This window comes from Klebsiella scottii, assembly GCF_036561945.1.
Classification (GTDB): Bacteria; Pseudomonadota; Gammaproteobacteria; order Enterobacterales; family Enterobacteriaceae; genus Klebsiella; species Klebsiella scottii.
The window spans coordinates 645,519-669,758 of the sequence record NZ_JARXNI010000020.1; the positions used below are offsets into that span (position 1 = coordinate 645,519).

The window sequence follows — 24,240 nt, forward strand, 5'->3', positions numbered from 1 at the left end:
CGTGGCTGGTCAGCAATATGATGTGGCGGTGGTAGGGCTGGGCGCTATGGGGGCCGCAGCGCTGTGGCGCCTGGCGGAGCGGGGGGTGAGGGCGATCGGCATCGATCGGTTTACTCCGCCTCACGATCTCGGCGCGACCCACGGTCAAACCCGGCTGTTCCGTACCTTCTGCCTTGAGCATCCTGCGCTGGGGGAGTATGCCCGCTTATCCCGTAGCCTGTTTCAGCAGCTGGAACTCCACGCGGGAGAAAGCCTGCTGTCGGTAACGGGCGGCACCATTATCGGCCGTCGCGATTCGCTGGCGGTCAGCGGCACGCTACGGGCCGCAGAACGGCTCGGCGTCGCGCTGAACGTGTGGACCGCCGCGGAGCTTGCGGCGCGTCAGCCGCAGCATCTCGGGTTACGCGCTGATGATGTGGCCGTGTTTGATGCGGAAGCGGGCGTGGCGAACCCGGAAGGCTTTATTCGCGCGGCATTGCAGCGCGCTGAAGCGCTGTCGGCGCAGGTGCTGACGCAGGTGAGCGTCGAGGCGATAGAGGATGACGGCAACGGAGTGCGCATTGCTACCTCGGCAGGGGACGTACGGGCCGATCAGGTCGTGCTGGCGAGCGGGGCGTGGCTGGCGCGCTTTGCTGCCGATCTCCCGCTCGATCCTGTTCGCACGGTGATGACCTGGTTTGATGTCGCGCCTGGTTACGGCCTGGCTGAGTTCCCGGTGTTTGTGCGTGAAATTCATCCGTCGCTCACCCTGTGGGGGCACGGCGCTTTACCCGGCGGGGCGGTGAAGCTTGGTCTGGGAGATATCGGCGTACCTCGTCGCGCGCTCGACCCTGACTATATTGACCGGCATATCACCCGTGAAGATACCGCCGAGCTGCGTCAGGCCGTTAGCCAGTGGCTGGGAGGGATTCATCCGCAACCGGCCAGCGCCCGTCCGTGCATGATCACCCGTACGCCCGATGCGCAGTTTATCGTCGGGCGATACCGGAAAAACGTGCTGGTGGCCGGCGGTGACAGCGGTCATGCCTTTAAACATGCCCCGGCTATCGGCGAGATCATTGCCGCAGAGGCGCTTGGTAAGACGGTCGAACTCGACACGGCGTTTATTGCCCCACAGCGGTTTTTATAACAACAGAGAGTACTATGGGACAATTAGAATTACGGGGCGTGGGGAAAACTTTCCACGCTCAGGGAGTGGTACAGGATATCGATCTGACCATTGACGCCGGCGAATTTGTGGTCATTGTCGGCCCGTCCGGCAGCGGCAAATCCACGCTGCTACGGATGATCGCCGGTCTTGAAGATATCAGCACCGGTGAGATGTTCCTGGATGGTCAGCTGATAAACGATACCCTGCCTCAGGAGCGCAGTATCGGCATGGTGTTCCAGTCTTATGCCCTGTACCCGCATATGACGGTCGCGGAGAACATGGCATATAGCCTGACGCTGGCGAAGCGGCCGAAAGCGGAGGTTGCCCGGCGGGTTAGTGAGGCGGCAAGTATTTTACAGCTCACCCCGCTGCTGGAGCGCAAACCTGCGATGCTGTCCGGCGGACAGCGTCAGCGGGTGGCCATTGGCCGCGCGCTGGTGAAAGAGCCGGCCCTGTTTCTGTTTGATGAACCCTTATCCAATCTTGATGCCGCTCTGCGCGTGGAAATGCGCGTTCAGATTGCTCGCCTGCATCAAAAGCTGCGTTCGACCATGATTTACGTCACCCACGACCAGGTAGAAGCGATGACGCTGGCAGATCGCATCGTCATGATGTCATCGGGACGTATTGCCCAGGTAGGGACGCCGTTGGAGCTGTACCATCATCCGGCCACGCTGGAAGTGGCGACCTTTATCGGATCGCCGCGAATGAATATCCTGCCGGTGAAAATAGAGGAGGGCAGTGAGCAGGGCATTAAGGTTCGTCTGCCCGGCGATGTACCGCTGCTCGTGACGGTGGATGGTCGTCATGCCGTGGCGGGTGAGCAGGCATGGCTGGGCGTGCGTCCAGAGCATTTACCCTCAGAGGAGATCCCCGGACCGCAGCTGGACGCCTTGCTGGTGTTGATTGAAAATCTGGGCTACGAGACATTGCTCTATTACCAGATTGAAGGGGTAGATGAGCCGCTGATACAAAGAGTGCCTGGAGAATCGCAGCGCAAAGTCGGCATGACGGTACGGCTGGGCATTAGCAGCCGCCATGTTCAGCTGTTTTCGGCCGGCGGTAGGGCCTATTCCAGACTGTAAAGCGGCAAACCAGCCCACTGAGCGTAGTTAGCGACAAGAATAGCTACATGTCGGGAGAGGAGGTTGGCCCAGCGGGTATCCCCAGAAAATGATGTGCGACGAAAGGGAAGAAAGCGCACGGCTTTACCGGCAAGAGATGATTGGATAAACGCGTCTGGTATTTCTCAAATAAGACTTTTCTTTGCTGGTTTTTGCATTTCAGCATTACTGTATACATTGGTATTCTTTTCTGGTTCCATTTTCATCGCAGACCAAAGGATTCAGCTGAGTGCGGTACTTCGCCTCCTGAAGCCGCTATTTCATGAGCCGGAGCTGTATTACCTATGTTGAATCTGATAATCAAACGTCTGATGCAGGCATGCGTGGTGGTTTGGTTAATGGCGACGCTGGTCTTTTTCGCCCTGCACGTTATTGGTAGCCCGGTCGATATTTTATTGTCTCCCGATGCCACCGAGCGCGATCGGCAGCAGCTGATTGCTGAACTTGGACTTAATCTTTCGCTGTGGCAACAGTACGGGCTTTTTTTACAGGGCCTCCTGCACGGTGATTTGGGACGCAGCTACGTCTTTAATCAGCCCGCTCTGACGCTTATTCTGCAGCGCTTCCCGGCCACGCTTGAGCTGGCGGTCAGTGCGACTTTGCTGGCTATTATTATCGCCTTGCCGCTCGGTCTTTATGCGGGGCTAAAACCGGATAGCTGGCTGTCAAAAACCATTATGGCGGGCAGCATCCTCGGCTTTTCTCTGCCGACATTCTGGGCGGGTTTGCTGCTGATTATGTTTTTCTCGGTCGGTCTGGGATGGCTGCCCAGCGGCGGACGCGGCGAGATGAAAACCTTTTTGGGCGTTCAGTGGTCTTTCCTGACCGGCGATGGATTACGCCACTTATTACTCCCGGCCATTAATCTGGCCTTATTTAAAACCGCCCTGTTATTGCGTCTCACCCGCGCCGGCGTGCGGGAGGAGATGTCAGCGAATTATATGCGGCTGGCCAAAGCGCGTGGGTTATCTGAGTTCAGAATGACGTTTGTCCACTTATTAAAAAATATTGTGATTCCCCTGATCACCGTGGTGGGAATGGAGTTCGGTTCGGTTATCTCTTTTTCGGTGGTCACTGAGACAATATTTGCCTGGCCCGGCATGGGCAAACTGATTATTGACAGTATTAATATGCTCGACCGGCCGGTTATCGTCGCCTATCTGATGATCATCGTCACCCTTATTGTTGTTATAAATCTCGTCGTGGATATTCTCTCATCGCTGCTTAATCCGCGAATCAGAATAAATGCGGGAGCAAATGCGAATGGCTGAGGCAAATATGGTGATACCGTCGACGCCGCAGCGCAAACAGGGCATACGGCAATTTTTAAGGCGCTACTCGCGTTCAAAAAGCGCGTTATTTGCTGCGTTGTTGATAGGGCTGATTATTATTGCGGCCTTTGCCGCGCCTCTGCTGGCTGCGCAAAACCCTTACGATCTTCAGCAGCTCAGCATTATTGACGGGCAGCTGGCGCCGGGCGCACAGGGCAGTTCCGGCATCCTGTTCTGGCTGGGCAGCGACGATCAGGGGCGGGATATGCTATCGGCGATACTGTACGGATTGCGTATTTCGCTGGGCGTCGGTTTTGTTTCTGTTTTTTTCGCGGCCATTATCGGCGGGTCCCTGGGGCTGCTGGCTGCCTATCGCGGCGGTAAAACCGATGCCTTCATTATGCGGCTGGTGGATTTGCAGCTCTCCTTTCCGGCCATTCTGGTGGCCTTAATGCTGCTGGCTTTCTTAGGTAAAGGTATCGGTAATGTGGTGCTGGCGCTGGTTATTGTTGAGTGGGCGACCTACGCCCGGGCCACGCGCAGCACCGCGCTTGTCGAAAGTAAGAAAGGCTATATTGAGGCCGCGGTCTGCCTTGGGCTGCCTTTACATCGCATTCTGTTTCGCCATCTTCTGCCGCAATGTTTGCCACCGCTGATTGTGATTTCCACCGTACAGGTAGCGCGGGCGATTGCGCTGGAAGCGACGCTCTCCTTTCTGGGGTTGGGCGTGCCGGTGACGGAACCGAGTCTCGGCTTGCTTATCGCCAACGGCTATCAATATATGTTATCGGGTGAATACTGGATCTGCTTTTACCCCGGCATTGCGCTGATGGTGACCATCGTCGCGATTAATATAGCAGGGGATCGCCTGCGGGACGTGCTCAATCCATGGGCACAATAAACGACTTACTCCGGCGGGGAGAGGCATGATGAGGCCAGTTCTTGAAGTTGAAAACCTGAGCGTGGATCTTCAATCCGACGGCGAGTGGCGGTCGGTCGTCCGCCATATTTCCTTCACGCTTGACGCCGGTCAGACGCTGGCCTTGGTCGGCGAGTCGGGCTCGGGGAAAAGCGTTACGGCGGCGGCAATCATGCGGATTTTGCCCGAAAAGAGCACGCGCGTTACCGGCAGCGTACTGCTGAACGGGCAGGCGTTATTGCCGCTGAGCGAAAAACAGATGCGCGCGGTGCGCGGCGGCGATATCGGCATCGTTTTTCAGGAGGATTGCCTGAACCCGGTGCTCACGATTGGCTATCAGCTTATGGAACATCTGATTCAGCACCAGCAGCTGAGCCGCCGTCAGGCGCGACAGGAAGCCATCGGTCTGCTGAAGAAGGTCCGACTTTCTGCAGCGGAAACGCGGATGGATGACTATCCGCATCAGCTCTCCGGCGGGATGCGTCAGCGGGTGATGATTGCGCTGGCGCTGGCGGGACGTCCGAAAGTGCTGATCGCCGACGAGCCCACGACCGCGCTGGATGTGACTATCCAGGCGCAAATTATGGCCCTGCTCAAGCAATTGCAGCGTGAAGAGGGGATGGCTGTCCTGTTTATCACCCACGATATGGGCCTGGTGGCGGAAATGGCCGACAGAACCCTCGTGATGCAGGCGGGAGAAGTAAAAGAAACGAATCTTACCGCTGCTCTGTTTGCGCATCCGCAGGATACCTATACGGCGCGGCTGCTGGCGGCCGCCCGCCATGATGCGCCGCCTCCCACCGCGCCCTCCGCCGCAGAGCCGCTGCTGGAGATTGAGGGACTGACCTGCCGTTTTAACCTCCGCGGCGGCCTGCTGGGACGGGTGAAGCAGCGGGTGCATGCCGTTGAGCAAATATCCTTACAGCTCAGGCGCGGCGAAACGCTGGCGCTGGTGGGCGAGTCGGGCAGCGGCAAATCCACGCTGGGGCGAGCGCTGGTGGGGCTGGTCGCGCCGCAGGCTGGCCGCGTCCTCCTCAATGGCGAACAGATCGTTGCGCCAGGCCTGCCGTTACGAACCGATCGCGCATGCCGCGTGCAGATGATCTTCCAGGACCCGTGGTCCAGCCTGAATGCTCGCATGACTGTCGGCGAGGCGATTGCAGAGCCGTGGATTTACCATCGGCATGGCGACCGGCATCAGGCGCGTGAAAGGGTTAGCGAGCTGCTGAAGCTGGTCGGGCTTACGCCGGGCATGGCGACGCGCTACCCCAATGAATTTTCCGGCGGCCAGCGTCAGCGTATTTGCATCGCGCGGGCGCTGATCATGGAGCCTGAGGTGATCATTGCCGACGAATCGGTATCCGCTCTCGACGCGCTGGTGAAAATGCAGGTCATGCAGCTGCTGAGCGACCTGCAGCACAAGCTCGGTACGGCCTTTCTGTTTATTTCTCATGATATGTCGGTGGTCAGACAGTTCAGCCACCGTGTCGCCGTCATGCAACGCGGCGTCATTGTCGAAACGGGGCGTAATGAGGATATTTTTCAGCGGGCGCAGCACCCCTATACCCGCCGTTTACTCAGCGCGGTCCCCGTTGCCGACCCTTCCCGACGCAGCAGGGCGCCTGAACTGGATAACAGCGAGATAGTGCATGCGGTTATGCCGGCCAATGCCGATGTTCCAACGCTGGTTTATCGTCAGATTGCGGCTGAGCATCAGGTCGTGGTGAACCGCTGATATGACCATGATGCTGACCCGCGAACTGGGGGACATGATTGCTTCCGCCCGCCAGATACCGTTCGGCGACGATGCGCTGCATTACGCCAGACGCGACCTGATCGACACGCTGGCGGTGATGCTGGCGGGCAGAAACGAGGATACCATCAGCAGGCTGGCGCAAACGCAGCGCCTGCTGGCGGAGGATACGCCCCCGGATATTCTCGCCTTCGCGCTGCAGGCGGGCGCGGCGGCGCACGTGCTGGACTATGACAACGTCGCGCTGGGCGGGCACCCCGCTGCCGTACTGATCCCGGCGCTACTGGCGCTGGCGAGGCGCTTTCCGCTGTCCGGGCGCGCGCTACTGGTTGCTTACGCCACAGGCTATGAAGCGTGGGGCGAATTACGGCGGCGGCATCCGGTGCTGGCGCACGCGGCGGGCTGGCATCCCAGCGGGTTAATCGGCCCCATAGCGGCGGCGGCGGCCTGCGCCTCGGCGCTTGAACTTGATGCGGTTAGGGCCCGGCACGCGCTGGCGATTGCGGCTTCGCAAAGCGCGGGACTGATGGCGAATTTCGGCACGCCGGTTAAGGCGTTGCATATTGGCTTCGCCGCCAAAGCCGGTCTGTTTGCCGCGCTGCTCGCGCGTCAGGGCATTACCGGCAATGACGCTATTCTGGAACAGGAGCGCGGCTGGCTGACGACCTGGTCGCCGCACCATCCCGCAGACAGAACGACGGCGCTGGCTTTACGGCAGCAGGACTGGCTACTGGCGCGCCAGCCTGCGGCAATTAAATATTATCCGGTGTGCTATGCCGCTCACCGGATCGTGGACGCCGCGCGCCAGCTCTATTTACAGACGGCCGCGCGCCGTGCGGATATTGCGCGCATCCGCCTGATGACCAGCCAGCGTCACAGCGATATTTTGCGTTTCCGTAAGCCGATGGACCGCACGCAGAGTGCCTTTAGCCTGGAGTTTGTCGCCGCAAGCGCGCTCATCGATGGCGAACTGACGCCAGGTTCCTTACAGGATAAGAAACGTGCGCGTGCGGAGGTCTGGCGGCTGATGGCATGCTGCGAACGTATTGTCATTGCAGAAAGCGATCCCGAGCGCGAAGGCTTCGCGCCACAGGACCGGATCGAGATTGTTTTTCGTCAGGGAGATACGCTCTTTAGCCCGCCGGTGCGCTATGCCACGGGCGATGCGCGATCGCCATTAAGCACTGAACAGCTGCAGGAGAAATTTATTCATTGCCTGCACTGGGGCGGCGTAACAGAAAATAGCCACGCGCTGTGGGCGTCATTACAAAATATAGAGCAGCTATCCTGTGTCGATGAGTTAGATATTTATCGGCTGTTGCCGTGCTGTCAGTGATAATGACTAATAAAAATTAAACATATTCATAGCAATATTAATTATTAAAATATTCCAGGCCGGATCGGCGAGAACTGTCAGCGGTGCGGGAAGGGAATGTCTTATCTTTCTGATTAAATGAAATTAATAAATACAATTTGCCTAAATTAAACCACCAGGAGACAGTCATGAATATTAACAGAAGACAATTTCTCTTCCGAACCGGCGCGCTGGCGGCGGCGTCGTTTATTCCCGTGGCTGTCACCTGGCCGGTGACCGGCTGGGCCGCCCGCTCCGTAGATAGCCTGGTATTGGGGTTCAGCAACGAACCGTCGTCGCTCGATCCGCACTGGCATATCGTCAGCGCTAACGCGGCGCTGACCACCTATTTATTCGATCGGCTGGTAAGATCGGATAATAAACAGCGCCCGCAGCCGGGGCTGGCAAAATCATGGCAGGTCATTGATGACACGACCTGGGAGTTCGAATTACAGGCGAACGTGAAGTTTCATAACGGCGCGCCGCTGACTGTCGATGATGTTATTTTTTCTTTCGATCGCGCCAGCCATATTGTTGGTTCGCCTTTTGCGTTACGAACCTATTTACATGATAAAACCGTCATTAAAATCAGCGACACGGTATTAAGAATAAAAACCCTTGCGCCAAATCCGATTGTACCTAATGAGCTGGCTACGGTAGCGATTATTAGCCGCAGCAGCGGGGAGGCGACGACCGCCGACTATAACAGCGGCAAAGCCGTCATCGGCACCGGTCCTTATAAGCTGGTCAATTATATTCCCGGCAACCGTATTGTACTGACCCGCAATGATGATTACTGGGGTGAGAAGCCGCAGTGGAAAGAGATTACCATCCGCCCGATTAGCGCGGATGGCGCGCGCGTGGCGGCGCTACTCTCAGGGGACGTCAGCGTCATTGAAAAAGTCGCGCCCAGCGATATCGCCCGCCTGAAAACCAACGACGCGGTGAATTTGACCCGCAGCGTGACCAATCGAGCCATCTTTCTCAGCTTCGATCACGGGCGTAAACGTTCGCCGTTTATTCGCGATAACGCGGGTCAGCCAATTGATAACCCGCTGCTGGACTTACGGGTCCGCCAGGCGTTTCAGCTGGCGATCGATACCCGGCTGCTCGTCAAACATATTCTCACCGACGCCGCGGAAGTGGCCGATCAGCTGGTGCCGGAAGGCATTTTCGGCCACAGCAACGCGATTAAACCCGTCATCGCGGATGCGGAAAAGGCAAGAGCGCTGCTAAAAGCCGCAGGGTATCCGGAGGGCTTTCGCATTACGCTGCATTCGCCGAACGATCGGTTTATTCGCGACAGCGCCGTTGCTCAGGCCGTGGCGCAGATGCTGACGCGCGTCGGCATCAAAACCGAGGTGGAGACCATGCCCAGCAGCGTGTTTTACAAGCGCGTCACCGGCGACGCGCAGGGCAGCGAATTCAGCTTCTTCCTCGTCGGTTACGGCAGCGCCACCGGCGAGTCTTCTTCGCCCCTGCGCTCACTGCTGCACACCATCGATAAAGAAAGGGGCTACGGCTCCAGCAACCGCTCTTTCTACAGCAATAAGAAGGTGGACCAGATTATCGAACAGGGGCTGGTCACCCTTGATGATGGCAAACGCGAGGCGCTTTTCGCCTCGGCTATTGAGCTTGCCATTGCGGATGTGGCTCTGCTGCCGCTTTACCATCCCATCAACGTTTGGGGGTTGCGTAAGCCGCTGGTCTATCCGGGACGCAGCGATGAGCAAACCATTGCGATGGAGATCGGCGTATCCGGCGACGCCGGAGCGCAAAAATGAAACACCGGGATCCGATCCGCGCCGGGCTGCTGGTACCGGCAGGCAATATGGCGCTGGAGTATGAGCTACCGCGCTGGCTGCCGGAGAGCATCGCGCTAAACGTCGCTCGCGTGTGGCGACCGGGCGGTACGACGCTCTCTGCCTCAGCGCTGGCAGCGATGCAGCAAAATATCGCCCCGGCGCTCGATCAGCTGGATCGTCTGCCGCTAAGGGTGGCGCTGTTTGGCTGTACCAGCGGCAGTTTTGTCGGCCAGCCCGATGCGCCGGAAGCGATTGAACGTCAAATCACCGCCGCTCTCGGCGTTCCCGCCGTAACGACCGCCCACGCGGTTATCAGGGCATTGCGGGCGCTGGAGGCGAAGCGAATTTATATGATCACCCCATACCCGGAAGAAATTAATCTCGCCGAGGTGGCGTTTTTACATCGCTACGGGGTGGAGACCACCGGCTATCAGTCGTTCAACTGCTCGTCGGCGTACCCCATTGCGGCCGTGGATAGCGATGAAATTATGGCGCTCGCCATCAGGTATGCCGGAGCGATCGGTCGGGCCGATGCGCTATTTATCAGCTGCACCAATCTGCTGACGCTGGAGATTATTCCGCTGCTGGAAGAGGCGCTGGGCGTACCTGTAGTGACCTCTAATCAGGCATCGCTGTGGGCGCTCCTGCGGGCGCTTAATATGAAGTCGCGTAGACCGGCGGGCCATCTGCTGTCAGTAAACGAATGAGCTAACTATACGGAAACTGGTTATGTTGCAAAGAGGAACCCGAATTGCCGTCGATATCGGCGGCACATTCACCGATATTGTATTGCAGCGCGCCGACGGCACGCTGGTGTCGGCCAAACGTCTGACGACCCACGGCGCGCCGGAAGAGGCCGTATTACAGGGCATTGATAATTTGCTCAATGAGACGGCGACGGCGGCGACGGAAGTGAGCGCTGTCGTGCATGGCACCACGCTTGCCACTAACGCGCTCATTGAGCGCAAGGGCGCGAAAACGGCTTTGATCACGACCCGGGGTTTTCGCGACACGCTGGAAATCGCCCACGAGCATCGTTTTGACGTTTCCGACCTGTATATGAAACGTCCGGAACCGCTGGTGCCGCGCGCGCTGCGCTTGGAGGTCGTCGAGCGGCTGGCCGCCGACGGCAGCGTGCTGACGCCGCTGGACCCGCGCTCGCTGGAAGAGTTGCTGCCGCAGCTGGATGCGCAGGGAATTACGTCGGTGGCGATCGGTTTTCTGCACAGCTATGTCAACGGCGAGCACGAACGGCAGGCCGCGGAACTCCTCCGCCGCGCGCGCCCAGGCCTTTCGATCACCCTGTCGCATGAGGTCTGTCCGGAGATCCGCGAATACGAACGTCTCTCCACCGCCTGCGCTAACGCCTACGTGCAACCGACCATTGCCCGCTATCTGCAGCGGCTGGATCGGGGGCTGCGTCAGCGCGGCATCGCCGGTCAGACTCTGCTGATGATGTCGAATGGCGGCCTGACCTCGCTTGAGCAGGCCTGCCGTTTCCCTGTACTGCTGGTGGAGTCAGGCCCGGCGGGCGGGGCGGTGTTTGCCGCCCATATTGCCCGCGAAGCGGGGATCGCCGAAGCCATCGCCTTCGATATGGGCGGCACCACGGCGAAAGTGGTGTTTATTGATGACGGCGTGCCGCAATACGGCCGCGAGCTTGAGGTGGCGCGGGCGTATCGCTTTCTGAAAGGCAGCGGCATGCCGCTGCGTATTCCGGTAGTGGATATGGTCGAAATCGGGGCAGGCGGCGGTTCGCTGGCAAAGCGCAACGCGCTCGGCCTGATTGACGTTGGTCCGGAAAGCAGCGGATCGGAGCCGGGGCCCGCCTGCTACGCGCGCGGCGGCGAACTGCCGGCGATTACCGATGCCGACCTTCTGCTGGGCAAGATCGACGTCGCGCGATTCGCCGGCGGCAAAATCGCCCTGTCGCGGGACAACGCCGTGCGCGCTTTACAGACGCACCTCAGCGATGATTCCGATCGCGACGGGCTGCAGGCGGCGATGGCGATGGTCGAAGTGGTTGATGAGAATATGACTAACGCCGCGCGGGTTCATGCGACCGACCGGGGCCTGACCATTGAAGGCCGGACGCTGATCGCCTTTGGCGGCGCGGCGCCGATGCATGCGGCGCGCGTCGCGCAAAAGCTGGGTATCGATCGGGTCATTATTCCCAAAGGCGCGGGCGTCGGATCGGCGCACGGCTTTTTGCTGGCGCCGCTGGCCTGCGAGGTGGTGAAAACGCAGCTGCTGGCGCTGGAAGCATTTAGCGCCGATCGTGTGAACGCCATTTTCGGCCAGCTGTACCAGCAGGCGAAAGCTACGCTGGCGGCTGGTTCGCAGGATGAGTCCGCGCTGCATCAGGAACACACCGTTTATATGCGCTACCGGGGGCAGGGGCATGAGATTCCGGTGCGCCTGAGCGGAAAAAAACGCTATGAAGATCGTGACGCCGCATGGCTGACGGCCCGCTTTGAAGAGGAGTACTCCCGCCACTTTCATCGCACCATTCCCGGCATGCAGGTGGAGTGCCTGACGTGGGGCTTGCGGCTGAGTCTTGCGACCGACGCTCCACAGGCCCCCGCTATACCGAATCACGATCCGTATACGCCCACGCCGCAGGGTGAGCAGACGTTGGTTGATCTCGCCACGCTGTCGGCGCAGCGGGCGGGGATCTATCTGCGCGAGGAGTTACGCATCGGCGCACGACTGCTGGGACCGGCGGTTATCGCAGAGAGCGAAACGAACACCGTTGTGCCGCAGGGATTCAGCGTCACCCTTAGCCGCCAACAACATCTTGTTTTGCAAGCCCACCGGGAGGAAAAATGAGCGCTGCTATTTCCGATATTCAGCTGCAGGTTATCTGGAGCCGCCTCATCGCGGCGGTAGAGGAGCAGGCCAGGAGCCTGATTCGCGCAGGGTTCAGCACCTCAACCCGGGAAGCGGGTGACGTTTCCGCCGGCGTATTCTCCCGGGAGGGGGAGATGCTGGCCCAGGCGGTGACCGGTACGCCCGGACATGTGAACTCAATGGCCCGTTCGGTGAAGCATTTTCTCGCCGCCTATCCGCTGGAGACGCTGGCGCCGGGCGACGTGCTCATTACGAACGACCCCTGGAAAGCAACCGGCCATCTGTCGGATATTTCGGTGGTCACGCCGGTATTTCGTCATGGACGCGCCGTCGCGCTGTTCGCCTGTACCACGCACGTGGTGGATATCGGCGGCAACGGTCCGTCGCCGGAATCGCGCCAGGTCTTCGGCGAAGGGTTGTTTATCCCGATCATGAAGCTGGCCGAGGGCGGCGTCGTCAACGAAAGCCTGCTGCAAATCGTGCGCGCCAACGTCAGGGAGCCGGTGCAGGTCGAGGGCGATATTTTTGCGCTGATGGCCTGCAATGATGTCGGCAATCGCCGCCTGCAAAAAGTGATGGACGAATATGCGCTGGCGGATTTCTCCGACGTCGGCGCGCGCATTCTGGCCTTCAGCCAGCGGGCGATGATGGCCGCGATCGGCGCGCTGCCGCACGGAACATGGCGCAATAGCATGCAGGTTGACGGCTATGAGCAGCCGATCGATCTGGTTGCCGCGGTCACCATCGACGACAGCGGCATCCATATTGATATGGAAGGGACCTCCGGGCCGTCGCGCTACGGCATTAACTGCCCCTTGTGCTATACCGAAGCCTATGCGGCGTTTGGCGTGAAGAGCCTGATTGCCCCCGCGCTGCCTAACAATGCGGCGACGCTGGGATGTATTACGCTGCGGGCGCCGGAAGACTGCATCGCTAATGCCCACTGGCCACGACCCGTCGTGGCGCGTTCTCTGGTTGGGATGTTTCTGCCGGACCTCATTTTCGGCTGCCTGCGCCAGATCCTTGCTGATAAAACCCCGGCGGAAAGTACCGGCAGCCTGTGGAATGTGCGTTTGGCCGCACCCGCCTCTGAATGGGGAAAGGCGTATATGACTACCAGTTTCCACAGCGGCGGCGCGGGCGCGAGGCCGCAGAGCGACGGGCTTTCCGCCACGCCGTTTCCTTCCGGCGTGAAAAATGTGCCGGTGGAAATCACGGAGGCCATGACCAGCGTCGTGGTATGGGAGAAATCTCTGCTCCAGGATTCCGGCGGCGCGGGGCAATACCGCGGCGGGCTGGGGCAGCGCATGGTTATCGGCAACCGTTTTCCCGTACCGCTGGCGCTGTATGCTCGCTTCGACCGGGTTAATCATCCCGCGCGCGGCAGCGAAGGAGGGTTGCCGGGACGCACCGGTCGGCTTTACCTGGCATCGGGTAAGCCGCTGAACGCGAAAGGCATTCAGGAGATCCCTTTCGACGATCGACTGGTGCTGGAAATGCCCGGCGGCGGCGGTTGGGGAAAGCCGCAGCAGCGGACAGAGCAAGATATTCTTGCCGATGTTGAGGCGGGATATATTAGCCAGGAACAGGCCATCGCCGTTTATGGCATATACGCGCAGCGCCTGAGATAAATTAATCAACGTTGTTAGTACGCTGGCCCATTCACAATAATGGGCCGGGGATTTTATTACCTAAACTCTGGGGAAGTTAATGAAAAAAATAATTCTTATGGCATTATTTGTCAGCGCCTCATCGACCCATGCGGCGGAAATTTTTAATAAGGATCAAAATAAGCTGGATCTGTATGGCAGCATCCGTGCGAGACATTATTTCAGCGATAGCAGCAGCGTTGATGGTGACGCGTCTTATGTCAGGCTGGGATTTAAAGGCCAGACTCAAATTAACGATAGCCTGACCGGATTTGGTCAGTGGGAATATAATTTTCAGGCCAATAACTCCGAAGGCAGCGATGCCCAGGACGGCAATAAAACGCGTCTGGCCTTTGCTGGCCTGAAGTTTAACCGCTTCGGCTCCATCGACTATGGACGCAACTGGGGGGTGACTTATGATGTGGCGTCGATCACCGATAAAGCGCCGATCTTCGACGAGCTGACCTACAGCACTGCGGATAACTTTATGACCGGCCGCTCGACCGGTTTGCTGACCTGGCGTAACAGCGATCTGTTCGGCGCCGTTGACGGACTGAACGTGTCGGCACAGTATCAGGGGCGCAACTCAGAGCGGTCGGCTACGGCTACTAACGGCGATGGCTACGGTTTCTCGCTGAGCTATGAACTGGTCGATAATCTTACCGTTCTTGGTACGTACAGCACGTCAAAAAGAACTTCGGCTCAGCAGCAGCTGAAGTGGGGGGAGGGCAACCGCGCCGAGATTTGGGCTACCGGGATTAAATATGACGACAACCATTTATATCTGGCGGCGCTCTATTCCAACAGCCATAACCTGAATAAAATCAGCTCATCCGGTTATGCCAACGAAGCCAACAGCTTTGAGGCCGTTGCCTCATATCTGTTTTCCTCCGGTGTAAAACCTTTTGTGGGATATTTCCAGTCGCGCGGGGAAGATATTGAAGGGGTAGGTGAAACGAACATCATAAAATATGTTGATGTCGCTATCTCATACTTCATTAATAAAAATATCCTGGCCTATGCCGATTATAAAATTAACCTCCTGGATGATAATAATCCGCTGGGCGTCAATAGCGATGACAAATTTGGCATTGGGCTAACGTACCAGTTCTGATATCAGATGACATAACGCAGACGTTAATAAAAGGGTGGCGGCATGAACAATGAAAAAATGCATAGCTCGCACTGGGGCGTTTTTCGCGTCTCTGAGGAGAGTCAAAGGCTCAAAGTGAAAGCCTGGGATGACGATCCGGACCCCAGTCCGCTATTAGGTAATTTTACCGGTTCTGCCGACCACCCGACGCGAATTGTTAAGCCGGCCGTCCGACGCGGCTGGCTGGAGAACGGCCCGGGCCCTGACGATCGCCGGGGCGCGGATGAGTATATTGAGATGGAATGGGAGCAGGTCCTCGATCTCGCCGCCGATGAACTGGCGCGGGTCAATCGCCAGTACGGGCCAGAAGCGGTTTTTGGCGGATCTTACGGCTGGTCAAGCGCCGGGCGCTTTCACCACGCCCAGAGCCAGGTGCATCGCTTTCTGAATACCACCATCGGCGGCTACGTTCGTTCGGTCAATAGCTACAGTTCTGGGGCGGCGGCGGTGATCCTGCCCCATATTATCGGCGAATTAAATGAGGTGGCCCGTCGCGGCGTCAGCTGGGATGATATCGCCGCGCATACGGATATCATTCTCTCTTTTGGCGGCATGGCGCTGAAAAATTCGCAGGTGGCCAGCGGCGGCATCAGCCGCCATACCGAGCGGGAGTTTATGCGTCAGGCCGCCGCAAGAGGGGCCAGGTTTATCAATTTCAGTCCTCTGCGAACGGATATGCCGCCAGAGGCCCGCGCCGAATGGCGGTCGGTCGTCCCCGGCAGCGATGCGGCGCTGATGCTGGCGCTGATCCACGAAATTGTCGTCACCGGGAGTGCCGACCGGGCGTTTCTCAGTCGTTACTGCGAGGGCTGGCGGCAATTTGAAGCCTACGTGCTGGGCAATACCGACGGCCAGGCGAAAACGCCGCGCTGGGCGGCGGCGATTTGCCGGACCCCGGAAGACAAGATTGCCTCGCTGGCCCGCGAACTTGTCGGTAAGCGGGTGCTGGTAACGGTCTCACACTCATTACAGCGCGCGGAACACGGCGAGCAGCCGGTATGGCTGGGGCTGGCGCTGGCGGCGGTATTAGGCCAGCCCGGATTACCCGGCGGCGGCTACGCCTATGCGCTGGGGGCGATTGGGCATTACGGCAAGCATCATAACGTGGTTGCTTTCCCGGCGTTCCCGCAGGGGGTGAATCAGGTTAATACCTTTATTCCGGTGGCCAGAATTGCCGATATGCTGCTTAATCCCGGCGAACGCTATGATTTTAACGGCCAGCGGCTGACCTATCCGGCGATTAAGCTGGCATGGTGGGCAGGCGGCAACCCGTTCCATCACCATCAGGATCTCGGCAGGCTGCGTCGCGCCTTCAGCCGGCTGGATACGCTTATCGTTCATGAACCGTTCTGGACGGCCACGGCGCGTCATGCCGATATTGTTCTGCCTGCCACGATGACCCTTGAGCGTGATGACATCGGCGGCACGCCGACCGATCCTCTGCTGGTGGCGATGCAGAAAGTGAGAGCGCCGCAGGGCGAGGCGCGGGACGACTATACGATTTTTGCGGCGCTGGCGCGACGGTTTGGCGCGGAACGCGCCTTTACCGAAGGTCGCAGCAGCCAGCAATGGCTGCGCCATCTTTACGGCCAGATGCAGGCAAAACTGGGCGAGCACGCTATTCGCGTACCCGATTTCGACGCCTTCTGGCAGGCAGGAACGCTGCTGTTGCCGCAGATTCAGGACGGCGATCGGCTGATGCGGGGCTTTCGAGCCGACCCGGACAACGCCCCGCTAGCGACGCCCAGCGGGAAAATAGAACTCTTTTCCCGCACCATCGCGCGTTTCGGCTATGCGGATTGTCCGGGACATCCGGCGTGGCTGCCGCCGACTCAGCAGCCCGATCGGCAGCACTCTCTCTGGCTTATCGCGAATCAGCCGGCCACGCGCCTGCACAGCCAGCTTGATTTTGGACAGTGGAGCGCGCGGCACAAGCAAAAAGAGCGGGAAATATGCCAGATTCATCCGCGGGATGCGCTGAAAAGGGCGATACGTACGGGCGATATCGTGAAGATTTTTAATCAGAGAGGAGCGCTGCTGGCCTGCGCGAAGGTGACGGAAGACATCATGCCCGGCGTGATCCAGGTGCCGACCGGCGCATGGTTCGATCCGCTGGAGCCGCTGGCTGACGCGCCTTTTTGCGTCCACGGTAACCCCAACGTCGTCACCCTCGACGCAGGCACTTCATCGCTGGCGCAGGGGTGTACCGGGCAGATAGCCCCGGTAGAGATGGTCAAATATGAGGGCGTTCTGCCGCCGGTAAAGGCGTTTATTCCGCCGCGGCTGACGGCAGCCATCAAGCCGCCGCCGGAGGTATAATGCGCCGCCCGCGAAATTGCGGGCGTGTTTTAATTATCCAGCTGGCTGATGATGGCAAGGCGTGCGCGGTAGCCGTTGCGGATATGCAGGCAGGCGGCCTCCTGCGCCGCGTCGGCGTCGCGGCGGGCGAGGGCGTCCACCATTGCCTGATGCTCGCATTTCGCTTCTTCCGCCCGATCGGACAATGCGTAGGTCGTGCCGCGCAACAGAGAGAGATGGATACGCAGGTTATCAAGCATTTCATTAAGATAAGGATTATGAGTGGATCGATAAATTTGACGATGAAACAGGCGGTTATGATCGTGCAGCGTTTTACTGTCGGTCATCGTTTTTTCAGCGTCGACCATCCTTTGCAGGAGCGCGATTTCTTCATCGGACGCGGCGGTCACCGCCAGCTGTATAGCGATTTTTTCCAGCCCTTCACGGACGGCAAAAAGCTGACGCAGACGATCGTAGCTGATATTCGCGACAATCAGCCCGCGTTTGGGGCCCGGTTCCGCCAGGCCGAGCGTTTCCAGCCGGTGTAACGCCTCACGTATAGGCGTTCTGCTCAGACCAAACTGCGCTGCCAACCGCGTTTCCTGTAATCGTTCTCCGGGGAGAAGTTCACCGCGTTCAATCGCGGTAATCAGTATCTCAAAAGGTGACAATGTCACATCACGCTCGCCAGGTTTTAAGTTCATAATTTTTAGGGGATATTTTCCAGTTTGCAGGTAAGGCTGCTGGGGTCGAGTGCAATTGATGATAGCGTCATATTGCCACAGTAAATAATGTTTTATCGCTCATTTTGTTATTAGCATAGCTAAAAAACATCTTTTGACCTTCGCTCCGTCGCTGATATGTTTACGCCATGATTTATTGTATACAAATGAATTCAATTAAGCATTGTATTGTTTTATATGATTTATTTTAGTTACCAGCATCAGGGAAACCCATCATGACGATATCAGACGTCGCATCTGTCCCATATCAGCGAGGGGCGCAACTCAGCCATTTTATTCATCACGCACATGAAATTCGCATCCCGGACCCGGTTCTGCATGAAGCGAAACGCGCGCTGATTGATTACCTCGGCGTAGCGCTCGGGGCGGTGAACGATGACGCGGTGCGGGCGGTGCGGCAGGTCGCAAGCGTCTGGAACGCGGCAGGCGAGGCGCGCATTCTGCTTGGCGGAACGACTACGCCGGGGCTGGCGGCGCTGATTAACGCCACTATGGCGCACGCGGCGGATTACGACGATACCCATCCCGCCGGGGCGGGCCATCCGGGCGGCCCGTGCTGGTCGACGGCGCTGGCAATGGCGCAGGCGCATCCGGTCAGCGAGGAACGCGTGCTGAAGGCGTTTATCGCCGGATTTGAAGTGATGGCGAAACTGGGCGGCGGCTGGGTGCCAGGCGTCGGACGCAATCTGCAGCGTCGCGGCTTTCATCCGACCTCGATCGTCGGGCGAGTCGGGGCGACGGCGGTAGCCTCTTCAATTCTTGGGCTTAACGAAGAACAAATACAAAACGCGCTCGGCGCGGCGGCGACCATGATGGGCGGCCTGCAAAAATCCTCCGGTACCCACGGCAAGCCTTTCCATGCGGGTAAGGCGGCAATGGACGGTATTCTTGCCGCGCAGCTGGCGTCCGAAGGTTTTGTCGGCGCGCACCATTTCTTTGAAGCCGACGGCTGGGTAAAAAACTTTATTCAGGACGGCAGCGCGGAGATCCCGCCGCTCGATTTCGGCGAAAGTTGGGAACTGCTGACCAATGGCTACAAGCTGTATGCCAGCTGCCGTGGAACGCATGCCTCCATCGAGACCGCCCGCCAGCTTTACCCCCAGCTTAAAGGCCGGAAGATCGCCCGCATTGAGGCAAAGGTGCATCCAATGGGAATGGTGAACGCGGGGATCCTCAATCCGCAAACGCCGCTGGAGAGCAAATTCAGCATTCCGCACTGCATTGCGCTGGCGCTCAGCGGGTACGCGCTTACCGATACGGATTTTACGCCGCAAACGGTGGCCGATCCCGCCGCCCGCGCGCTGCTGCCGCTAATGAACGTGCAGGCCGTTGAGGGGCAGTCCGCCAGTTCGGCGTTTATTGACGTCTGGCTGGAGGACGGCGAGAAACTTCACGCCGCGACCGAGGTGTATCGCGGCCACGCGCAAAACCCGTTAACCGATGAGGAGCTGCGCGCCAAATTCGACTCTCTGGCGATTCCGGCGCTAGGCGCAGAGCGCAGCAGTGCGCTCTACCTGGCCGCCGCGCATTTTGAACGCCCCGGCTCGCTGGCGCAGATTACCGCGCTGCTGGCAGGCGACAACGCCGACTTTAGTAAGGATACCTATTAATGACCATTGCCAGACAAATGGCCGCAAACATGCTGCGTTTCTCGCGCCAGACGTTTTCACCGGCGGCGCAGGAGCAGGCGCGAACCGCCATTATTGATACGCTCGGCGTAACGCTGGCAGGCGGCGTACAGGACGGGGCGGAGAAACTTCGCCATGTGATTGCGCCTTCTGCGGCAACCGGTAAAAGCCGCGTTTTTGGCACCGCTTTGCGCCTTAACGCGCTGGATGCCGCGCTGCTGAACGGCGCGTCGTCCCATTTGCTGGATTTTGATGATTCCAACTCCTGGCTACATGGGCATATTTCTGTCGCCGTGCTGCCCGCCGTGCTGGCACTGGCGGATGAATATGAGCTTAACGGCGAGGCGATCGTGCGCGCTTATCTTTGCGGGTATGAAACCGCCGTGCGGATGGGCAAAGCGGTCAGCCCGTTCCAGTACCGGCACGGCTGGCATCCGACGACGACCGTGGGGATTTTTGCCGGTGTTGCCGCCTGCGCCGTACTGCTGGCGTTAACGGAAGAACAAACCGCGACGGCGCTATCAATTTGCGCGTCATTATCTTCCGGCATTAAATCCAACTTTGGCAGCCAGACCAAGGCGCTGGTGGTGGGGCAGGCGGCGCGCAGCGCGGTCATGGCGGCGCTGCTGGCGCGGGAAGACTTCAGCGCCGGACAGACGGCGTTTGAGCACCATCACGGCTATTTCAACGTCTTCAACGGCAGCGACAATGTCGACCCGTCCGCGCTGACCGAACCCTGGGACGGTACGCCGTACATTCTTGATACCGAGAAGAGCAACAACTTTAAATATTTTTCCTGCTGCTACGCGATCTTGTCGCCGGTTGACGGCGTGCTGGCGCTGCGCGAGCAAACGGGACTCAACCCGGAGCAGGTGGAGCGTATTGAGGTGCAGGTCCATCCGATCCGTTTCCCACATATCAATATTCCGCAGCCGGAAAATCCGCTGGCGGGGAAATTCAGCCTGCATTATTGCGTGGCGCGTGCCTTTGTCGCCGGCACCCTGACGCTGGACGATTTTATTGAAAACACGCGTTTTGCCGATCCGGCAACCCAGGAATTATTACGCAAGGTGACGCTGAGCTGCCATGACGAGCCGACGACCCACAGCGCGTACGTGACGCTGACCGCCACCGACGGACGACAGTTTCATCAGCATATCGCGGGGGCTCGGGGCTCCAGCCCGGCGAACCCACTGCCGGAAGGCTTGCTGGCGCAAAAATTCCTCGATTGCGCTGGCCGGGTATTGTCTCCTGACGATGCGCGGGGGCTCTATGCGCGCCTGCTGCAAGACGACTATCGCTGAGCGGGACGGCCATGACATTACACTTAATCCCCGCCGATATTTCGCCGCTGTTTGCCGGCGTTATGGTGTTTTGCAGCTTTCTTACCTCGGCGCTGACGGCCGCGATGGGGCTGGGCGGCGGTACGGCCCTGCTGGCCGTGATGGGGCTGGGGATGCCGGTAGCCAGTCTGATGCCGGTCCACGGGATGGTGCAGCTGGGATCGAATCTCAGCCGTACGCTCATTCAGCGTATTTACGTCGTCTGGCCGCTGGTGCTGTGGTTTTTGCTGGGCAGTGCCGTCGGCATCGCTCTCGGCGCGCCGCTGGCGGCCGCGATTCCGGACAGCGTGGCGCGCATCGCGTTAGCGGCGTTCATCCTGTGGACGGTTTTTCATAAGCGTGGCGAGGCGAAGCCGCTCAATAAGCTATTTTTCGTCATCGGCGGCGGGATCAGCAGCCTGGGGACGATGATTGTTGGCGCGACCGGCCCGATGGTCGCCGGGCTTATCAGCTCTCAGGGGCTGAAACGGCAGCCGCTTATCGCCACGCATGCGACCTGCATGGTGCTTCAGCACGGGCTTAAGATTCTGGCCTTCGGCCTGATGGGGTTTGCCTGGGCCGCATGGCTGCCGGTGCTGACGGCGATGATCGTCAGCGGGGCGCTGGGTACCTGGCTGGGCTCGCGGCTGCTCGATAATCTGCCGGAAAAATTGTTTCGCGTGGTGTTCAGGCTAACGATGCTGCTGTTGAGCGCACAGCTGATATGGCAGGGCGTGCAGGGATGGCTGAGTTAGACCATTTTCTCATTTGTTCCGGCATATTCGTTCTTTGCCAGGGGCTGGGGGATGCGCTGAACATAGTCAGACAAGTTGATAGCAAATATTAGTAAATATAAAAAATTAACCGGGAAAAGGGGCGATTATGCGCAAAAGTATCAAAACGGTGGCGGCAATTCTGCTGATCGCGTCCGGGAGCTTCGTCCTCCCGGCGTATGGCGCAGACGCGTCCGCCAGCAGCGGCGAAACGCTGAAGAAAATTAAAGCCCGCGGAGAGCTGATTTGCGGCGTGCATCCTGCGCGCCACGGTTTCTCATCCATCGACAATAAAGGCAACTGGGTCGGGCTGGACGTCGATTTTTGCCGCGCGCTGGCGGCGGCCGTTTTTGGCGACGCGAAAAAGGTTCGCTTTACGCCGCTCTCCACGGCGCAGCGATTCCCGGCGATTCAGTCCGGCGAAGTGGATGTGCTGTCGCGCAATATCACCGCCTCGCTGACCCGCGACGTGTCGCTGGGGCTGAATTTTGCGCCGCCTAACTTTTACACCGGCACCGGCTTTATGGTGCGCGCCAACAGCGGTGTAAAGAAGATCGAGGACCTTGACGGCGCGACCGTCTGCATCACGCCCGGCAGCAGCACGGAGCAAAACGTGGCGCAGATCTTCACCTCCCGTCATCTGCACTATACGCCGGTCGTTATTGAGAATAACAAAGAGTACGTTGCCGCCTACCTGGCCGGGCGCTGCGACGCGATCGCCCGCGACAAGGTTGCGCTGCCGGGGGTGAAAAACTTCGACGCGGAAAAGCCGGACGACCATACGATCCTGCCGGGTATCTATTCGAAGGAGCCGCTGGCAATGGCGGTGCGCAAAGGCGACGACCAGTGGTTTGATATTGTTAAGTGGGTGGTTTATGCCACTTTCAACGCCGAGGAGCTGAAGACCAGCCAGGCCAACGTGGACGAGCAGCTGAAATCTGCCGATCCGGATGTTCAGGCTCTGTTGGGCGTGAGCGGCGACTTTGGTCAGAAGCTGGGGCTGGATAACAAATGGGCTTATAACGTGGTGAAGCAGGTCGGTAACTACGGCGATATTTATAACCGCCACTTTGGGCCGCAAAGCACGGAACCCCTCGATCGCGATCTGAATAAGTTATGGAACGACGGCGGCCTCCTGTATGGCTTACCGATCCGTTAACCTGAATGTCCCTGTTAGCAGGGACCTTTCTTTTGGTTTGTATGCCCGATCCTGACATGATGAAACAACCAGAACAAGCAAACACCTGCACAAGATCTCCCGCCACGCCGACGCAGGACGCCGCGTTTCGTCCTTCGTCGCTCGTCGGCAGCAAAACCACGCGCGCCTGGTGTTACCAGATCCTGCTGGCCGCGCTGCTGGTGGGTTTTTGCGGATGGCTCTACAACAACGTGGTGGAAAACCTGCAAACGCAGCGCATCACCACCGGCTTCGGCTTTCTGAAGCAAAGCGCCCAGTTCGCCATCGGCGAAACGCTAATCGACTATACCCCGCGCGACAGCTACGCCAGGGCAGTGCTGGTCGGTTTACTCAACACCCTGTATGTCACCGCCTGCGGCATCGTGCTGGCAACCCTGTTGGGATTCATCGTCGGTCTTGGACGCGTCTCGAAAAACTGGCTGCTGGTGAAGCTGGCGGAAGGCTACGTCGAGCTGCTGCGCAACGTGCCGGTTATTTTACAGGTGATTTTCTGGTCGGTGGTGATCCGCAACCTGCCTTCGCCGCGCGCGGCGATCGAACTGGGTGGGGCGGGTTATCTGACCAACCGCGGTCTGACCTTTACCGTTTTGCAGGCGCACCCCGGCTGGCTGTGGACGTTTTGGGCTCTGCTGGCGGCGCTGGCGTTAAATATCGTCCTGTCGACGCTGGCGCGACGGTTACGCGAGCAGCAAGGACGCCTGCTACCTGTCGCCCGCCTGCGCGTGGCGCTTATTATCGGTTTGCCGCTGCTGGCCTGGTGGTTAGGCGGCGCCCCCCATGCTATTGACCGCCCGGAACTGCGGGGCTTTAACTTTCGCGGCGGCTTTACCATCAGTCCGGAATTCACCGCCTTGCTGCTGGGAATTGCGCTTTATTCCTCCGCTTTTATTGCGGAAATCGTCCGCGCCGGGATCCAGTCGGTGCCGAAAGGGCAGCTTGAGGCGGCGCGTTCGCTGTCGCTATCGCCCTGGCATGTGATTCGGCACGTCATTATTCCGCAGGCGATGCGGGTGATGGTGCCGCCGCTGGCCAGCCAGTACGTCAGCCTGGCGAAAAACAGCTCCATTGCCGTGGTGGTGGGCTATCCGGAACTGGCGAATATCAGTAATACCTTAATGAATCAGACCGGACAGGCGCTGGAAGCTATCGCCATTATGATGGTGGTGTATTTGATTATCAGCAGCACAACCTCGCTGCTGATGAATATCTTTAACCGCTACGTCGCCATTAAAGAGCGCTAAGGAGTGGCA

General features: G+C 58.8%; 18 protein-coding genes. 17 read left to right on the forward strand and 1 reads right to left on the reverse strand.

The window, feature by feature from the left end; translation table 11 throughout:
• The first annotated feature begins 1 nt into the window (after window position 1).
• The 12 genes from solA (at window position 2) to QFI97_RS10740 (ending at window position 17,347) form a co-directional block, all read left to right on the forward strand.
• Window positions 2-1,129, forward strand: a complete 1,128-nt coding sequence (gene solA, locus QFI97_RS10685; protein WP_346431119.1) for an N-methyl-L-tryptophan oxidase — start codon at window positions 2-4, stop codon at window positions 1,127-1,129.
• Between the two features lie 14 nt (window positions 1,130-1,143).
• A complete protein-coding gene (locus QFI97_RS10690; RefSeq protein WP_346431120.1) occupies window positions 1,144-2,235 on the forward strand; it encodes an ABC transporter ATP-binding protein in 1,092 nt (363 codons plus the stop codon).
• Window positions 2,236-2,558: 323 nt separating this feature from the next.
• The gene (locus tag QFI97_RS10695; RefSeq protein ID WP_095101203.1) at window positions 2,559-3,545 is read left to right on the forward strand and encodes an ABC transporter permease; all 987 of its coding nucleotides are present in this window, start codon (window positions 2,559-2,561) and stop codon (window positions 3,543-3,545) included.
• A complete protein-coding gene (locus tag QFI97_RS10700; protein WP_438943426.1) occupies window positions 3,532-4,446 on the forward strand; it encodes an ABC transporter permease in 915 nt (304 codons plus the stop codon). Before QFI97_RS10695 ends, QFI97_RS10700 begins: the two co-directional genes overlap by 14 nt.
• Before the next feature lie 25 nt (window positions 4,447-4,471).
• Window positions 4,472-6,199 (forward strand): ABC transporter ATP-binding protein, encoded by a 1,728-nt coding sequence (locus QFI97_RS10705; RefSeq protein ID WP_346431122.1) that lies wholly within the window; start codon window positions 4,472-4,474, stop codon window positions 6,197-6,199.
• 1 nt (window position 6,200) lies between these two features.
• Window positions 6,201-7,553, forward strand: coding sequence for an MmgE/PrpD family protein (locus QFI97_RS10710; protein ID WP_346431123.1), 1,353 nt, complete (start codon window positions 6,201-6,203; stop codon window positions 7,551-7,553).
• A 167-nt stretch (window positions 7,554-7,720) separates the two neighbouring features.
• The gene (locus QFI97_RS10715) at window positions 7,721-9,355 is read left to right on the forward strand and encodes an ABC transporter substrate-binding protein (RefSeq protein ID WP_346431124.1); all 1,635 of its coding nucleotides are present in this window, start codon (window positions 7,721-7,723) and stop codon (window positions 9,353-9,355) included.
• Window positions 9,352-10,083 (forward strand): maleate cis-trans isomerase family protein, encoded by a 732-nt coding sequence (locus QFI97_RS10720; protein ID WP_346431125.1) that lies wholly within the window; start codon window positions 9,352-9,354, stop codon window positions 10,081-10,083. The genes QFI97_RS10715 and QFI97_RS10720 overlap by 4 nt, the downstream gene beginning before the upstream one ends.
• Before the next feature lie 22 nt (window positions 10,084-10,105).
• A complete protein-coding gene (locus QFI97_RS10725) occupies window positions 10,106-12,205 on the forward strand; it encodes a hydantoinase/oxoprolinase family protein (protein ID WP_346431126.1) in 2,100 nt (699 codons plus the stop codon).
• Entirely contained in the window at window positions 12,202-13,857 is a 1,656-nt protein-coding gene (locus tag QFI97_RS10730) for a hydantoinase B/oxoprolinase family protein (RefSeq protein ID WP_346431127.1), read from the forward strand. Before QFI97_RS10725 ends, QFI97_RS10730 begins: the two co-directional genes overlap by 4 nt.
• 79 nt (window positions 13,858-13,936) lie before the next feature.
• Window positions 13,937-14,989, forward strand: coding sequence for a porin (locus QFI97_RS10735; RefSeq protein ID WP_268087215.1), 1,053 nt, complete (start codon window positions 13,937-13,939; stop codon window positions 14,987-14,989).
• Between the two features lie 42 nt (window positions 14,990-15,031).
• Window positions 15,032-17,347, forward strand: coding sequence for a molybdopterin-dependent oxidoreductase (locus QFI97_RS10740; protein ID WP_346431128.1), 2,316 nt, complete (start codon window positions 15,032-15,034; stop codon window positions 17,345-17,347).
• A gap of 29 nt (window positions 17,348-17,376) precedes the next feature.
• Here QFI97_RS10740 and QFI97_RS10745 read toward each other — a convergent pair whose 3' ends face one another.
• Window positions 17,377-18,030 carry a GntR family transcriptional regulator gene (locus tag QFI97_RS10745; protein ID WP_095101221.1) on the reverse strand — a complete coding sequence of 218 codons (654 nt, stop codon included), beginning with the start codon at window positions 18,028-18,030 and terminating at the stop codon, window positions 17,377-17,379.
• 254 nt (window positions 18,031-18,284) lie between these two features.
• Between QFI97_RS10745 and QFI97_RS10750 the strand changes: the two genes are divergently transcribed.
• From QFI97_RS10750 to QFI97_RS10770, 5 genes are all read left to right on the forward strand, one after another.
• Window positions 18,285-19,679, forward strand: coding sequence for an MmgE/PrpD family protein (locus QFI97_RS10750; protein ID WP_346431129.1), 1,395 nt, complete (start codon window positions 18,285-18,287; stop codon window positions 19,677-19,679).
• Window positions 19,679-21,001, forward strand: a complete 1,323-nt coding sequence (locus QFI97_RS10755) for an MmgE/PrpD family protein (RefSeq protein ID WP_095101225.1) — start codon at window positions 19,679-19,681, stop codon at window positions 20,999-21,001. Before QFI97_RS10750 ends, QFI97_RS10755 begins: the two co-directional genes overlap by 1 nt.
• Window positions 21,002-21,012: 11 nt before the next feature.
• On the forward strand, window positions 21,013-21,774 hold the full coding sequence (locus tag QFI97_RS10760) for a sulfite exporter TauE/SafE family protein (protein WP_346431130.1): 762 nt from the start codon (window positions 21,013-21,015) through the stop codon (window positions 21,772-21,774).
• Window positions 21,775-21,901: 127 nt separating this feature from the next.
• A complete protein-coding gene (locus QFI97_RS10765; protein ID WP_095101229.1) occupies window positions 21,902-22,951 on the forward strand; it encodes an amino acid ABC transporter substrate-binding protein in 1,050 nt (349 codons plus the stop codon).
• A 56-nt stretch (window positions 22,952-23,007) separates the two neighbouring features.
• Window positions 23,008-24,231, forward strand: coding sequence for an amino acid ABC transporter permease (locus QFI97_RS10770; RefSeq protein ID WP_346431131.1), 1,224 nt, complete (start codon window positions 23,008-23,010; stop codon window positions 24,229-24,231).
• The last annotated feature ends 9 nt before the right edge of the window (window positions 24,232-24,240 follow it).